General features: G+C 68.6%; 10 protein-coding genes. 9 read left to right on the top strand and 1 reads right to left on the bottom strand.

Going from position 1 to position 14229, the window contains the following annotated elements; all coding sequences use genetic code 11:
- Nucleotides 1–12: 12 nt before the first annotated feature.
- The 7 genes from ACYQ1L_RS18130 to ACYQ1L_RS18100 all read left to right on the top strand — a co-directional run bounded on the left by ACYQ1L_RS18130 (nt 13) and on the right by ACYQ1L_RS18100 (nt 8181).
- A complete protein-coding gene (locus ACYQ1L_RS18130) occupies nt 13–276 on the top strand; it encodes a WXG100 family type VII secretion target (protein ID WP_460005401.1) in 264 nt (87 codons plus the stop codon).
- Nucleotides 277–364: 88 nt separating this feature from the next.
- Complete coding sequence (locus ACYQ1L_RS18125; RefSeq protein WP_460005400.1) at nt 365–1216, top strand: WXG100 family type VII secretion target; 852 nt, start codon at nt 365–367, stop codon at nt 1214–1216.
- A complete protein-coding gene (locus ACYQ1L_RS18120; protein WP_460005399.1) occupies nt 1213–1821 on the top strand; it encodes a hypothetical protein in 609 nt (202 codons plus the stop codon). Before ACYQ1L_RS18125 ends, ACYQ1L_RS18120 begins: the two co-directional genes overlap by 4 nt.
- Before the next feature lie 392 nt (nt 1822–2213).
- Nucleotides 2214–3536, top strand: a complete 1323-nt coding sequence (locus tag ACYQ1L_RS18115) for a DUF805 domain-containing protein (protein ID WP_460005398.1) — start codon at nt 2214–2216, stop codon at nt 3534–3536.
- Entirely contained in the window at nt 3536–5251 is a 1716-nt protein-coding gene (locus ACYQ1L_RS18110; RefSeq protein ID WP_460005397.1) for an FHA domain-containing protein, read from the top strand. Before ACYQ1L_RS18115 ends, ACYQ1L_RS18110 begins: the two co-directional genes overlap by 1 nt.
- Before the next feature lie 73 nt (nt 5252–5324).
- Nucleotides 5325–7403: a variant leucine-rich repeat-containing protein gene (locus tag ACYQ1L_RS18105; RefSeq protein ID WP_460005396.1), complete on the top strand. Its 2079-nt coding sequence runs from the start codon at nt 5325–5327 to the stop codon at nt 7401–7403.
- Nucleotides 7404–7422: 19 nt separating this feature from the next.
- Entirely contained in the window at nt 7423–8181 is a 759-nt protein-coding gene (locus tag ACYQ1L_RS18100; RefSeq protein WP_460005395.1) for a sensor domain-containing protein, read from the top strand.
- A gap of 48 nt (nt 8182–8229) precedes the next feature.
- Here the strand turns inward: ACYQ1L_RS18100 and ACYQ1L_RS18095 are convergent, their stop codons facing one another.
- Nucleotides 8230–10986: a VWA domain-containing protein gene (locus ACYQ1L_RS18095; RefSeq protein ID WP_460005394.1), complete on the bottom strand. Its 2757-nt coding sequence runs from the start codon at nt 10984–10986 to the stop codon at nt 8230–8232.
- Between the two features lie 143 nt (nt 10987–11129).
- Between ACYQ1L_RS18095 and ACYQ1L_RS18090 the strand changes: the two genes are divergently transcribed.
- Together ACYQ1L_RS18090 and ACYQ1L_RS18085 are read left to right on the top strand one after the other, a co-directional pair.
- On the top strand, nt 11130–12770 hold the full coding sequence (locus ACYQ1L_RS18090; RefSeq protein WP_460005393.1) for a variant leucine-rich repeat-containing protein: 1641 nt from the start codon (nt 11130–11132) through the stop codon (nt 12768–12770).
- Nucleotides 12763–13914 (top strand): DUF2510 domain-containing protein, encoded by a 1152-nt coding sequence (locus ACYQ1L_RS18085; RefSeq protein WP_460005392.1) that lies wholly within the window; start codon nt 12763–12765, stop codon nt 13912–13914. The genes ACYQ1L_RS18090 and ACYQ1L_RS18085 overlap by 8 nt, the downstream gene beginning before the upstream one ends.
- Nucleotides 13915–14229 lie beyond the last annotated feature (315 nt).

Genomic DNA, 14229 nt, shown 5'->3' with positions numbered 1-14229 from the left:
AAGGAACATGACATGGCCGTATGGGGACTCGATGTCCAGCAGGTTCGACAGCTGAGCACACAGCTCAGCCAGAAGGCGTCGGACATCGACTCGATTCTGAGCAGCCTCACCGGCGCGCTCAACAACACGCAGTGGGAAGGACCCGACGCGACGAAGTTCCGCAACGACTGGTCGGGCCAGCACACGTCCGTACTGAAGCAGGTCGCCCAGGCGTTGCGTGACGCGTCGCAGAACGCTCAGCAGAACGCCGCTCAGCAGGAGCAGGCCTCGCAGTAAGCCATCCGGATCCGGTCCGGCAACGGTCCGGATCGGCCCGCCGGGACACCTCCCCGGCGGGCCGGCACGACACAGAAGGGATCGCACCATGGCGATGTACGGTGCGGATGTTACGCAGCTGCGTACCCTGGCTCAGCAGTTCGAGCGCCAGGCGCAGCAGTTGGACGCGCATCGGATGACGGTGGGCAATGCGATCCAGATCTCGGCCTGGGCCGGGCCCGTTGCGGTGCGCTTCCGGCACCAGTGGGAGTCGCAGTACAGCCGTCAGGTCCACAGCGCCGCTGAGCGGCTGCGCGGTGCGGCCGGCGATCTGCGCCGCAACGCGGACGAGCAGGACCGCGCGAGCGCCGCCGACGCGGGGGGCTTCAGCGGCGGCGGTGGAGGAGGCCGGGGCTGGGGAGACACGTCTCGCGAGACCGATCCGTGGTACGTCGACCTGTCGAAGACGTTGCTGCCGGCGCTGGAACGGTCTTACGACTTGCTCTCGAAAGCCGACGGCGGGATGGAACTGATAGACAAAGTAGGAGAGTGGGCGCGGGGCGACAAGGTCACCGCGCTGTCTCTTGCCAAGGTCTCCAAGCTCGGGATTCTCACCTCGGGATACGAGATCGCGCACGGTTGGCCTGAGACGTGGGATGACATCCAGAGTGGAAACATCTGGCGCTTCACCAAGGCGATCTTCCGGACTGGATACACGGCGGCGAAGGCGATTCCGGTGGTCGGACTTGTCGACACCGCGGCAAACGTCGGCATCGATGTGGGCAAGGGCATCATGGACACCTTCCTCGGCCCAGGGGCGAGTGACCGAGCATTCAATGACGTGGGTCGACAGATCGACGGTGTCGGAAACGCGATCAATGATGCGGGCGCCAAGGCGGGGAAAGCTGTTGCGGACAGCATTTCGTCAGGCGTTCGTTGGCTGAAAGGACTCTTCTCATGAATCAGGCGATCGGCGCGGATGCCGGCGTCCGCGAACTCATCTTCACGCCGACCGAGATCGCTTTTCTTGCGGGGGCTGGAGGCGCCACCCGGACCCTTGTGACCGAGATCCTGAGCGGCGAACCGCTGAGCGAAGTGGTGCAGGCTTCGGTGATCGGCGGCCTCATCATCCGGCAGTGGCTGTGGCTGGACGGCGACGAGATGCGTGTTGATGGTGCCTTGAACGGCTTGGCGGACGTCATGGGGCACGCCGAACGTGTTGTCCTGTTGAGCCTTCTTGACCGCGGATCAGCTCTCAACGCGATGCTCTTCCTCAATGAACCGCTGACGGCGGTCGCTATGAGTCGTGGTGCAGGAGTGCTGGAGCTCGCCGCCATGCAGTCCCAGGAGGAAGCGACGGACTTTCTCAGAGCAATGCTGCATGGCGCGGCGACCGGGGGGCTCAAGGCCGTGACCCTGCGCGAGGTGTGCGGCGAGGTCGTGCGTGAGTTTGCGGCCACTTCAATCAACGAAGGCTGGGCTGTCGCAGCGAAGGAAGCGCCCGGGGATGCTGAGCTGGTGAGCAATGCGGACGATGCGGTCGCCCGACTGCTGGGTTTCCTCTGAACGGGCGGGGATACTCCCGGCTCCCGCGCAGAATGAGCGGAGCGATCCGCTGCCGCGTCCTACGTGGGACCGAGCGTCAGGGCGATCGCGACCCGTTCGGCGCTGCGCGCGAACCGGCGGATGTCGTCGATATCGCCGCGCTATCGCAGTGGGATCGGTGTCGGGCGGAAAGTTCGAGTGCCGCGAACTGGGGAATGTTCCCCATCGCACCGCAGCCGCGGTCCTCGCGAGAATGACGGCACTCGGGAAGGAACCTCCGGGTACACGCGTCGAAGGCCGCATGGTCTTCGAACCGCATCGCCCGGCTCCGCAAGCAACCGAGAGCAGCGTCTGAACAAGAAGATGCTCGAGCGCGAGCCGCGGATCGGCTCGCGTGCTGAGAGGAGACCCCGATGACCTACAACAGACCGCCCGCGCCTCCGCTCGACCAGCCGTACTACGGGATCCCGTTCCTCGAGGCGCAGAAGCGCCTCGTGCAGAAGGCGTTCGTGTACACCGGGCGGGCGAGCCCGTCGGAGTACTGGTTCGGGGCGCTGGGGATCTTCCTGGCGATCATCGCGGGCGAGATCGTCTTCGCGCTGCTGACGTCCCTTCTGACGTGGATCGGGTATCAGACCAACTCGTACGGCCTCATGGCGCTGGTCACCGGGCTGCTCGGGCTCTGCCTGTGGATCCTGATCATCGCGCTGGCACTCGCCCAGATCTCGCTGGCGGTGCGGCGTCTGCACGACGCCGGCGATCCGGGCACCTACTACCTGTTCAGCCTGATCCCCTTCGTCGGGGGGATCATTCTGCTGGTCTTCGTCCTGAAAGCGCCGAGTCCGCTCGGCCAGCGGTACGACCTTCCCCCGGGGATGACCCGCGGTTACCTGTTCATCCCGAAGAGCACAGCATCGGTGGCTGGGCAGAGCTTCGGCGTGCCGTCGCCGCAGGGATACTCGGCGACACCGGAGTACGCGGCACCGGCGGTGCCGTCTCAGGGCTTCGCGCCGAGCAGCGGATACACGGCGCCCGTCGTTCCGGCGCCTGCACAGGCGGTCCCTCCGATTCCGATGCCGTCCAGTGCGACAGCCGCCGTCGTTCCGGCGGTCCCTCCGGTTCCGGTTCCACCCGTTCCGGAACCGGGGGCGCTGGTTGTTCCTCCCGTCCCGGCGGCTTCCGCGCAGCTGGTCCCGCCGGTGCCCGCCGCGCCGAGCGTGGCACCGGCGAACCCCGCGAATGCCGCAATTTCGATGCCCGCAGGCCCGATCCAGGCTGTGCCGGGGCTCGCCCCGAGCGTTCCTCCGGTGCCCGTCCCGGCTGCTGCATCCGCGGTGGCCCAGGCGGCTCCGGTCGACGATGACGACCTCGATGCGACCCGGATCACGGCATATCCGACGGGATCGTGGCGGATCGTGCTGGCCGATGGTCGTCAGATCCCACTCGGATCCTCAGCACGACTGGGGCGCGACCCGGGCGCCGATCCGTCCGATCCTTCTGCCCTGCTCATCCCGGTGGACGATCCGGCGAAGTCGATCTCGAAGACGCATGTCTCGGTGACTGTCGTCGATGGCGGAATCCTGATCACCGACCTGCACTCCACGAATGGCACGGTCGTCCGTGCCGCGGACGGCTCGCAGACGGCGCTCGCACCGGGCGCGGCTTACCGGGTCGCGTCGGATGCCGATGTTCGCATCGGCGAATACCCGATCCAACTACGACACGAGGGTGCCTGATGGCAAAGCAGCACAAGCTCGCGAACGCGCGGATCGAGATCGACACCGCGCTGCCGGTCGAGCAGGTCATCCGGATCGCGCGCCAGGCCGTCGGCATTCAGAAGAGCCTGCGGATCACGGGGGAGGCGCCCGACGGGATTCGCGTATCGGTGGGATCGCTTCTGCACTTCACGGTGACCGCCGAGGCGGTCGGGGGCCGCACACGGTCGGTCAGCAACATCGAGCAGTACCGCACGACGCAGACCACCCTGTATTTCGTGATCCCCGTCGGACCGAAGTCGATGGAAGGAATCGGCGTGTATCGCCGGTTCATGGCCGCCTTCGGACAGGCGATGCAGGCAGCGGACCCGACGGCGCAGATCCAGATGATCGAGCGCGAGGACCGAGCGCCCTCCGTCTCGGCGCCGTCCGCCTCCACGCCGACGACGCCTGCGTCCGCGCAGTCCGTGGTTCCCGTTCCGCTCCCGTCCGTTCCCATGCCTCCCGCCTCCCCATCCGCGAACGGCGCGTCGGCGCCGTCAGTGCCCCTGCCGGAGCCGACGGCACCGGTGGTGTCCGCGACCCCTGAGGCGATCCCTCTCCTTCCCGCGCCGACCGGCGCGACCCCTCCGGTCCCTCCGGTCCCCGAACGGTCCGCGCCGGCTGCGCAGGCCGCCGGTGCGGGTGTCTCCGGTAACGGCGTGAGCACCGGGAGGACGGGCAGCGAGTCGAGCGGCCGGATCGCCCAGATCGTCGGCGGCATCATCCTTGTCGCGGGGTTCATCTTCTGGCGGGTGACCCCGGTAGACGTCGTCGTCGGCCCGATCCTGGTGATGGTGCTCGGCGCGATCATCGCGGGAGTGGGCTTCCTCATGGTGCGCAGCGCGAACTCGGCCGCGGCGGACGACCTCGCGGCGAAGCTGCGCCGTGAGCGCGCGCTGAACGGCGCTGAGGGACCGACGGCGGTCCAGCCTGCTGTTGACCCGGTCCAGCCCGGACTGGTGCCCCCGGCCGTCACCCCGCTGCCGAGTGGTGCCTCCTCGTCACCGGTGCAGGAGGCATCTCCGATGCCTGCGCCGACCGGAGCCCCCGTCGCCTTTTCCGTCGGCTCGATCCCGCCTGTCCCGTTGCCACCGGCCGCGGCCGTGGCCGCGCTGTCCGCAGAACCGCAGCCGCTCCCGTCGGCGCTGCAGCCGGTCGCGCCCGCCGTGCAGCCGGTCGTCCAACCGCCCGCGTCGGCCACCCACGCGACAGCACCGATCGCGTCGATCCCCGGCTTCGTCTCTCCGGTCCCGACGCCGGATGCATGGTCGGAGCCTGTACGTGGCGCGTCCGCCGTGGCCGATGACGACGATCTGGAAGTCACCAGGGTCTCTCCGTCGGCAGCCCGCGCGGGCTGGCAGCTCGTTCTGCCCGACGGACGAACGCTGTCGGTCGAGTCCGCTCTGCGCTTCGGTAGGGATCCGATCGGGGACCCGGCGAGTCCCGGTGCGGTCCTGGTTCCGATTCAGGATCCGGCGAAGTCGATCTCCAAGACCCACGCGCAGGTCGAGGTCAGCTCGGGCGAGCTGATCGTGACCGATCTGCATTCGACCAACGGCACCGTGATCGTTGCGGATGGAACCTCTGCGCGGGTCCAGCCCGGTCAGCCGCGCGCTGTCGCCGCTGACGCCGAGCTGCGCCTCGGCGACTATCCGATCCAGGTGCGCAGCACGACGGGTACGCGAGCTCCATGAACATCCCGATGGCTGTGGCGCTCCCCGCAACCCGCCCAGTACGCCGCCTATCACGGTGGCTGAGGAGTTCGCGATGCCGATGAGCCGAGAGGCCGCGTGGGCGGCGCTGCACGACGCTGCCACGCCGGCAGCGAGTCTCGCCGAGATCGCCCGGCAGCACCCGGAGTTCGCCGATGCGATCGCCCGCCATCCGAACAGCTACGACGAGTTGCGGGGGTGGCTCGCGGCCTACGCCGCGGCCGAGGCGGCGCAGCGACCCATGGGCGGGGCCGCGCAGGACTCTGCGACCGCAGCTCCGCATGAGCTTGTGACCGATCCTGCACCGACCGTGGCGGACAGGGCGACCACGCCTGCCGCGCCGTCGGCTCCGCGGTCCCCTGGATCATCGCGTTCGCCGTTCGCCCGCAGACACGTGCTGTTCGCGGCGATCGCCGCAGCGGTGCTCGTGATCGGCGGCGGCACGTGGGCGGCTATCGCCCTCACCGCGTCTGCGGCACCATCGACCGGGTCCGCCGCGCCGGCGACCACGGCAACGACAGAGCCTTCGCCGGAGCCGCTGGTCTGCCCGACGATGAACCCGATCCGACCCGACGGATCGCAGGGAGCGACGGCCTCGCCCGTCGAGACTGTGATCGGACCGGATGCGACACGAGCGGATCTGATCGCGGCGTTGACGCCGCTCACGAAGCAGGGGGCGGGCGTAGCGACGAAGATCGCGGCGTTGCCGGCCGGAATCACCAAAGGCGTCGACGCGCTGCGGGCCGTGATGTTCACGGATCCCGCGTCCGTCCAGACACTGCAGAAACTCGATGGGCGGCTCAGTGGCGAATGCGGAGGGCATCTGGTTGCGGACATCGGCGCTCTGGTCGACCAGGTGCCGACCAAGACCGGGGATCGCGTCACCCACACCGACGAGACCTTCGGGCTGTGCAGCGGATGGAACCAGGGGGACCGAAGTCTTGGATGGACCGGATCCGCACAGGTCTTCTCCTGCCAGACCGGTCTGCTGGCGCTGGACTACGCGAAGCACACACTGTCGAGCTACCTCATCGTGACGAGCGGTGACGCGAAGGACGAGTCGAGTCCCGCCCCGACCCTCACTGGTTCCCGGGTGGTGTGGACGCAGACGACGAAGAAGGAGCAGAGCGGCCTCACTCAGCCGCTGTTCACGGGGACGTTGTACTCGTGGGATCCCGCGACGGCCACACCGCAGTCGGCAGCGGTCTTCACCGACCTGCCGGCGCCGGCGACTCCGGAGTTCTTCGTCACTGCGGCTGGCGACGGGTTCGCGGCACTCGGTGACCGGGGGGACTCGAGCTACTACGGCAACAGTCGGACGGCGCCTCGTGTCCTCTACGACGTGCGCGGGAGTGCGCCGAAGAAGCTCGACCTCGCACTGCCCGATTATCACGGGCAGCAGATCGGATGGGGGCAGTGGGCGGTCGACGGAGCGCTCGTGCCGCTCTGGCAGACGACCGGCGGCGCGATGGTCTATCTCGACTCCGCATCCGAGAAAATCCGCCTGGGTGGCCAGGCCGACTCGCTCAGCGGCAAGATCGACGATGGCGGATGCCAGCGCGTTGCCGCCGCCCGAGATCCCTCGGAATCCGGAAGGCTGAACCTGGGCGACATGCGCAGCGAGAAGTACGAGGCGCTCGTGAACTCGTCAACCGGGCTCGTCGGCGCACAGTTCGCCTGGCAGCACGCGCAATTCGACGAGGCGATCGGCGTCGGATCGGCGGGGCTCCTCGCCAAGACGGATCAGGGCACCAGCCTCGTCGGATTCGACGGCACCGCGCGGTGGTCCATCCCGACGACGGTGGCCACGATGCACACCCGTCTGCTCGGCCGGATCCTGATGACCAACGCGTCGAACAAGGCAGTCGTGGTCGACGAGTCGAGCGGCAAGGAGATCACGGATCCGAAGGACGAGGTGGCCGCGCTCATGCGCGCTGTCGCCGCGGAGACGCCCGACGAGCCCGGATCCGGGAAGTTCGCCGTGGTGCAGGCGGGGGACGAAGTCGTGTTCACCGCGCAGTCAGAGACCGACGGTCAGGTCGCACTGGTCCTTCAGCGCGCATCCCAGTGTCCTGCGGTCACGGTGCCCGGCACCGCCGTGCCGCTCGATCAGCTGCTCCCGGTGACGCCGTGATGAACAAGAAGAAGGAACCATGCCTCTGACCCGCACCGCGCTTGTCTGGACTCTTTCCGCCGTTGCTGCGGCAGCACTCCTGGTCACGGGCGGAGCGGTGTGGGCGATCACAGCTGCACATCCGACGGGCGGCACCACATCTGACGGGCCAGTACCGGACCCCTCGGCGACGAGCGTCCCCGCGCTGTACACCGGCGACGAGTTGGAGTGGTTGTTGCTGCCGGACGACCAGCTTCAGTCGCTGCTGGGCGCGACGGACATCCAGTCCAACGGTGCGTCCTACCTGTCGTCGGGCGAGTCGGAGGGCGTGCACACCGCTCCGGAGGAGTGCTTTCCGCTCGTGATGGAGGACGCCTCGGGGATCATCGGCGTGCGGGGCGAGCGCTGGACGCAGGGGAGCGGCGTGGGCCACCTGACCGTTCGCCAGTTCGCCTCGGCAGCGCAGGCGCAGAGTTGGGCTGCATCGTCCTCGAGCGTCCTCGATCGTTGCGCCTCGTTCGCCGTGCTGTCGTACGACGGTGCCACTATCACCACCGATACGCTTTCCAAGGTGACCAAAGCCTCCGGCGCCGACACCGAGGTCGTCGTCTACGACCACGACGTCACACCGCAGGATCAGTACAACGCGAACGCGCTGGACGCGATCGTCGTGCACGGCAACCTCGTGATGACCCTGTCCACGCCTCCGGCCGACGATCTCGAGCCGAAGAAGCTGGCAGATGCCCTGATGGCGCAGGCCGGGTCCGCCCGCCGCCGGCTGGTTCAGGAACTGGGCTGATCCGACTGACGATCAGGGGTTGTGCCCTGCGCGCCATTGGCGCACGGGCTACTTCGCCCTCCGTGTCCACTGGCCGTTGCTCAGCGTGTGCCGGAACCACCCGGTCGCTGCAGCGACATCGGCGGGGCTCATTTCGTCGTCGTAGATCGGCACTTCGTGGGTGATGATGTCGTGCCCGTCGAGCTGGACGGGGTCCTGCTCGTCGTTGATGAAGAGCCCCTGCGCCCCGGATGCCGTGGCGAAGGATCCTCCGAAGATCGGGTCTCCGATCCTCTTCGGTTCCGGCCCGCTCACGTCCAGTGCGATCACCGCATCCAGGATCGAGGCACGCCCTGCGCAGCATTGCGCCTTGGGCGTTCCGCTGCACTGGATCACCAGGACGGCGTCATCGACACCGTCGCCAGTCAGGTCGACGCCTCCGACCAGCCGGGCGCCGAGGATGCTGGCACCTCCACTTCCATCGCCGGGCGGGAATGCCTCTCCGCTGCCGTCCTGCAGTTGGATCGGCAGGGACTGGTTCCAGCCCACGTCCTTTCCCGAGCCGCAGGATCCGGCCGGGATCAGCAGCTGCTTCGCGTAGTCGGACGTGATGCTCACGCCCGACTTCGGTGCCGGGGTGACGGGCGCCGGGATCGGGCTTGCGGACGAAACCGGGTCGCCCCAGGGATACTGCACCTTCGTGGAATCGGTGAGCTCGAAGCCGCGCACCAGGCTGCTGTCGGGGCCGTCGGGGTTCTGCAGCGGGGCGCCTGCGCCGACCATGGTGAGCGTTGCTCCGCCACGGGTGGCGATCGTGTAGTTGCTGATCCCGGCGGCGAGGATCCGGAAGTTCGTGCCTTGAGGGATGATGTTGCGCACGGTCGCGCCGGTGTCGCCGAGGCGGATCCCGCGCAGGTTCGGGAGCTTCGCGCCCGCGGCACTCAGATCATCGGATCCCGCTGACCAGTCCTGATCCGTCCCGAGGAGGATCGAGACGATCCGTCCCTGGAACCATCGGACGCGCAGGTCGGGCACACCGGGCAGCGGCTGCATGGTCGGCAATGGCTGTCCGGTGCCGGTCTGCACTGCCCCGGAGGGCGCGGAATCGTCTGCCGCGACGGATCCGGGCAGTGCCGCGAGCATCTCCTTCGTCGTCATTCCCAGACGGAGCGGCCCGACACCCGCAAAGGTGATGTCCCAGTCGGCCAATGACGCGGCGGTGCTGATGCCGGTGCAACGGCACAGCACGATCCGCTTGATGGTGCCGCTGCCGTACACCGCATAGCCGTAGGGGCTGCCCGTCGAGACCGCGTACACCTCGTAGGATCCCAGGTCGTCCTTGCCCTTCGCGACGGGGGCGCCGTAGATCTCCACGGCCCTGTCGACCGCTCCGCCGACGGCCAGCCCGTCCAGCGTGGGGGTATCGGCAGCGGGGCGGATCGCGTACACGAGCCCGCCGCGGAACTCGACCGTGCCCCAGCCGCAGTCGACGTACACGATCTCGACGCCGTCAACGGTCTTCTTGCCGGTGACCTTGTACGAACCGCTTCGGGCACGCACCTCGTCCTCGGTCATGCCCAGCCGGACGTCGTGGAAGCCGTCCGCAGAGATGGTCTTCGCGGTGTCGGTGCCTTTCACGGCGGCGGTGATGCGCGAGCTCAGCTGGTCGACGCTGCTGGCGGGCAGGTAGCTGCCGCCGCCGACCTTGCCGATGCAATCGAGTTGCTGCTTGGCCTGCTCGTCCTTGTCGACGCCGAAACCGACGGCATGGATGGTGAGCGCGTCGTTCGCCCCGTGCAGTTCGGACGCGACCTCGCATGCGGGCGGCGGGGAGCAGGTGTCCACGCCGTCGGAGACCAGCACGATCGTACCGGCGGCGTGCTCCGGCAGCATCCGGGCGGCCGTACGCAGCGCCGGGCCGATCGGGGTGTATCCCGATGGCTTCACCGCCTTGATGCTGCCGCCCAGTGCCTTGCGATCGAGCGTACCCAGCGGGGTGACGGTCTTGACGTCGGTGCACCCCGCGGCCTGCTCGGCGTCGCTGTTGCCCGTGCCGGTGCCGAAAACGAGCAGTGCCACCTGGGAGTCGTCGGGAAGATCTTCGACCACCTTGAGCAGCGCGTCGCGCGCGTCGTCCATCCGCGTGCGACCCGGTCTGGTCTCGCGGACCATGGATCCCGAAGCGTCCAGGATCAGCACCACCGGTGCTTGCCCGCCGCCCTTCGCGGCCACGGGTGCCTCGCTTGCGCCCGAGGTCGACCCCGCTCCAGGACTGGAGCTCACTCCGCCAGAACCGGTCGCGGCCGACCCACCGGACGTCGACGAGCCGGACCGGGACCCGGAGCCGGCGACCGGATCCGCTGCGCGATCCGCGGAATCGGCCGTGCTGTGCGTCGCGTCGGGTGCGCGGTTCGCCTGGATCACCGCAGCCGTGGTGGTGATCCCCGCGGTGACGAGGAGGAGGGCGGCGACGCCGGCGAGGACCGGGACGAGCAGCCGTCGACGGGGCGCGTCGCGGGCGGTCAGGGTCCGCGCGGGAGCGTCGGTGGACGCGAGGCTTCCGGGGACCGTCGACGGCCGCGGTGCGTCCCCGACCGCGGATCCGGCGACCGGGGGAGCGGCCTCGAGGAGTGCGGCCTGCTCGCGTTGCCGAGCGAGTGCATCCGAGTACTGTTCGACCCAGGTGACGAGCTCCGGGTAGGCGTTCGGGTGTGCGGCCGCAGTCGGCCCGAGTTGAGGGAACGCCTGCGTGATGTGCGCGAGCGTGGTCGGATCGGTTCCGGGATACGCCAGAGCCCGGCGTGCAGCTTCGAGATCGTCCAGCATGCGGCCCTCCTCCGCTCATCCTTCTCGGCCACGGTGCTTTGCGCGATGGGGGATATTGCCCATCGCGCGGGGTGCGCGGGTGCGGTGAGATCGGGGTCAGAACGACCCCGGGCCAGCAACCGGGAGAGGCGGAGAGATCTGACATGACCACGATCGACGACGCGGCTCGTGAGGCAGCGGACCCGACGACGCCACCGGCGCGGCTGGCCGAACTGCTGAGCACACGGCCCGACCTCGGTGCGATGATCGCGTTGCACCCGCAGGCGTATCCGGAGATGCTCGCGTGGATCGGGCAGCACGGAGAGCCCGCCGCTCGTGCTGCGGTGCTGACCAGGCTGGCCCCGCCGGCCCAGCCGCAGGCGGTGCCTGCGGCGTCTCCCACAGCACAGGCAGCACCGAATCTGCCGGCCGTTCTGGCGGGCGGGGGCGCTTCGGCTGCGCCAGCCCCTGTGATTCCTGCGGCGGGCGACCCGGCGACGTCGAGCGCCGCACCTGCGCGCCGCAAGCTCCGCCGCCCGGCGATCATCGGCATCATCGCCGGTGTGGCCGTCCTTGCCCTTGCCGGCGGGGCGTTCGCGGTTGTGAAGACCCTCACTGGGGGAGCGCCCTCGCCGGAAGCGGCGGCGCAGAAGCTCGTCGACGGAGCGCTCGGCGGCGACCTGCTCTCGCTCGCCACCGCGTTCGCACCGAGCGAGACCCAGTACCTGCGCCCGATGCTGGATGAAGCGGCGAAGATCCCGGGTACCCAAAAGGACGCGCCCGGAGCAGCGGACGCCGTCACCCGGATGCGCGATGCGGCGAAGATCACCGTCAAGGACTTCACCTTCGTGAGCGAGCGCATCGCCGACGGAGTTTCCGTGGTCGAACTGCAGAGCGGCACGGTGCGGATCGACGGCGACCCGAAGGCGTTCGCATCCGCGTTCGTTGACTTCGAGGTCGCTATCGAGCCGACGTCCGCTCGCGGATCCTCCGCCTCGGAGATCGAGCAGCAGAAGGCGGAGATCTCCAACCAGCTGCGCACGACCTTTCCGATCACCTGGGAGGCCAAGGACTTCGTGCAGAAGCAGAAGGCCGATGGCGGGTTCAACCCGCTCCGTGTGGTGGCTGTCGATGAGGGCGGATGGTATGTGAGCCCGCTGCTGACCGCGACGGACTTCTACAACCGCACTTTTCGCAGCCGCTCCGCGTTCGGCGGATCCCCGGACAGTATCCCCGCTCTGGGTGATCGAATCGTTGAGGCGGCTCATTTCGACACCCCCGAGGCTGCGCTCAAGGGGATCGCCGACGGTGTGAAGGCGATGGACGAGCAGGGGGATTGGAAGCCGCTCGCACAGGCGCTCCCGCTGCCCGAGCGCCGGCTGCTCTCCGTCTACGGGCCACAGATCACCAACGGCTGGGAGCAGTCCGCATTGCAGCGCAATGCGCACGCGACGATCACGACAGACGTCGACCGCACCGAGGCTGACGGATCCACGATCCTCATCCCCCGGAGGATCACCGCGACGTTCGCGTCGAACGACAACTCCCAGACGCTCATGATCACGAAGGACTGCGTCTCGGTGACGTGGTCGGGCGGCAACCCGTTCTGCCTCTCGAGCGTGCCGACCCTCGCCAAGCTCGACATCACCGAGTTCCATGTCGTCGCCACGCAGGAGAACGGAGGCTGGCTTGTCAACCCGCTCGCGACGATCTCGCAGCAGGGCGTCCTGTCGATCCGCGCCTACGCGAAGTACGCGGCGGACGGGCGGCTCGACGACCTCTTCGGAGGGAGCGGCGGTGAGTGACGCGGCAGGCGCGGAAGCTCAGCGCGCCGATTGGTATCCGGATCCCCTGGATGCGGGGTCGATCCGCTACTGGGACGGCGCCAGCTGGACGTCGCACACGGCGCCGAGACCGCAGCAGGTCTCCGCGGCAGCGACCCCATTGTTCGAAGAGGTTCTCTCACCCGCAGCGGCATCATCGTCACCGGCCGCGGGCGACGTGTCCGAGCCGCGACGCCCACGCAAGGGTCTCATCGCCCTCATCGTCGTGACCGGCTGTCTGCTGCTGGCGATCGGGGGTGGCCTCATCGCAGCGAAGGTGCTCGACTCCGGGCCGCGGTCAGCCGTCGCCGCCGTGAAGACCTACCTCGATGCGGTGGCCTCAGGGGATGCGAGCACCGCGAATCAGCTGGCCGATCCGGGGGTGCCGGAGGCGTCTCGGAAGCTGCTCACGGATGAGGTCCTGGGCGCCGCGGACGCGCGCATCTCCGTCGGCGACGTGACCCTGATCCGTCAAGACGATTCGAGCGCCACCGTCGACGCCGTGCTCTCGCTCGACGGGAAGGGATCCACCCACCGCTTCACGCTGCGCAAAGAGTCGAACGATCTGCTCGTGCTCGACAACTGGGCGTTGCGCGACGGCCTCGCCCTGCCGGTCCAGACCACGATCGCCGGTCCGGGCACCATCACCGTGGGGTCGCAGCAGGTCTCCGTGGGCAAGCAGTGGATCTATCCGGGCGTGTACACCTTTCACGTCACGAAGAGCGCCTACTTCGAGGAGCGCAGCGAGAAGATCACTGTGGTCCCCGAACGCGGTCAGACCTTGGACGTGACGTTCGACCTCACGCCCACGTCCGCCCTCGTGGACAAGGTGCTTGCCGCCGTGAAGGACCGCGTCTCGGCGTGCGCAGGCGTTCCGACGAACATGGATGACATGTGCCCGGCCGCCGTGCGCAACACCGACCTCGCCGCGCTCTCCGTGGCGACCCAGCCGAGCGGACTGGCTTCGCTGTCGGCGGATCGATTCGAGAGCGAGCAGGCGGAGATCGTCACGCAGTCGAACTCCCACGCGTCGTACACGCCGCCACCGCGGCGCACAGCGTTCACGCTCAGCGGCGAGATCTCGTGGCAGGGCGGGGAGCCCGAGATCAGTTTCGACTCGCAATGAGCGTCTGAGGGCGACGAGCGTCGGGGGACGCACAGGGTGCCGAGGCGGCGAGATCGCTTCGGCACCCTGCTTTGCACGGCCCGCGCCCGACGCGGTCCACCTGACCCGGTCCGCCCGGCGCCGTGGGGGAAGCGGCCGAGCGTCATCGACGCCGCGGCGCCAACGACGGTGCGCGTGCGGGATCCACTCGGCTCCGCCAGGCAAGCCCTTCGCGTGGTCGCCGCCGTTGCCTCTTGTCCACCGGCGGCCGATCCGCTAAACTTGAGTCGAATCAACTCAACTTTGAAGGGCGGACCGGATCCGACTCTTCCGCAT

This window comes from Microbacterium xylanilyticum (assembly GCF_054654695.1).
Note: the sequence above shows the minus strand (reverse complement) of the source record. Positions and strands in the feature narration are given on the sequence as shown.

Bases quoted from the DNA above. Each gene is read 5' to 3' on its own strand.
- ACYQ1L_RS18130 (WP_460005401.1), top strand. From the start codon at position 13: ATGGCCGTATGGGGACTCGATGTCCAGCAGGTTCGACAGCTGAGCACA.
- ACYQ1L_RS18120 (WP_460005399.1), top strand. From the start codon at position 1,213: ATGAATCAGGCGATCGGCGCGGATGCCGGCGTCCGCGAACTCATCTTC.
- ACYQ1L_RS18090 (WP_460005393.1), top strand. From the start codon at position 11,130: ATGACCACGATCGACGACGCGGCTCGTGAGGCAGCGGACCCGACGACG.
- ACYQ1L_RS18095 (WP_460005394.1), bottom strand. From the start codon at position 10,986: ATGCTGGACGATCTCGAAGCTGCACGCCGGGCTCTGGCGTATCCCGGA.
- ACYQ1L_RS18105 (WP_460005396.1), top strand. From the start codon at position 5,325: ATGCCGATGAGCCGAGAGGCCGCGTGGGCGGCGCTGCACGACGCTGCC.
- ACYQ1L_RS18125 (WP_460005400.1), top strand. From the start codon at position 365: ATGGCGATGTACGGTGCGGATGTTACGCAGCTGCGTACCCTGGCTCAG.
- ACYQ1L_RS18110 (WP_460005397.1), top strand. From the start codon at position 3,536: ATGGCAAAGCAGCACAAGCTCGCGAACGCGCGGATCGAGATCGACACC.
- ACYQ1L_RS18100 (WP_460005395.1), top strand. From the start codon at position 7,423: ATGCCTCTGACCCGCACCGCGCTTGTCTGGACTCTTTCCGCCGTTGCT.
- ACYQ1L_RS18115 (WP_460005398.1), top strand. From the start codon at position 2,214: ATGACCTACAACAGACCGCCCGCGCCTCCGCTCGACCAGCCGTACTAC.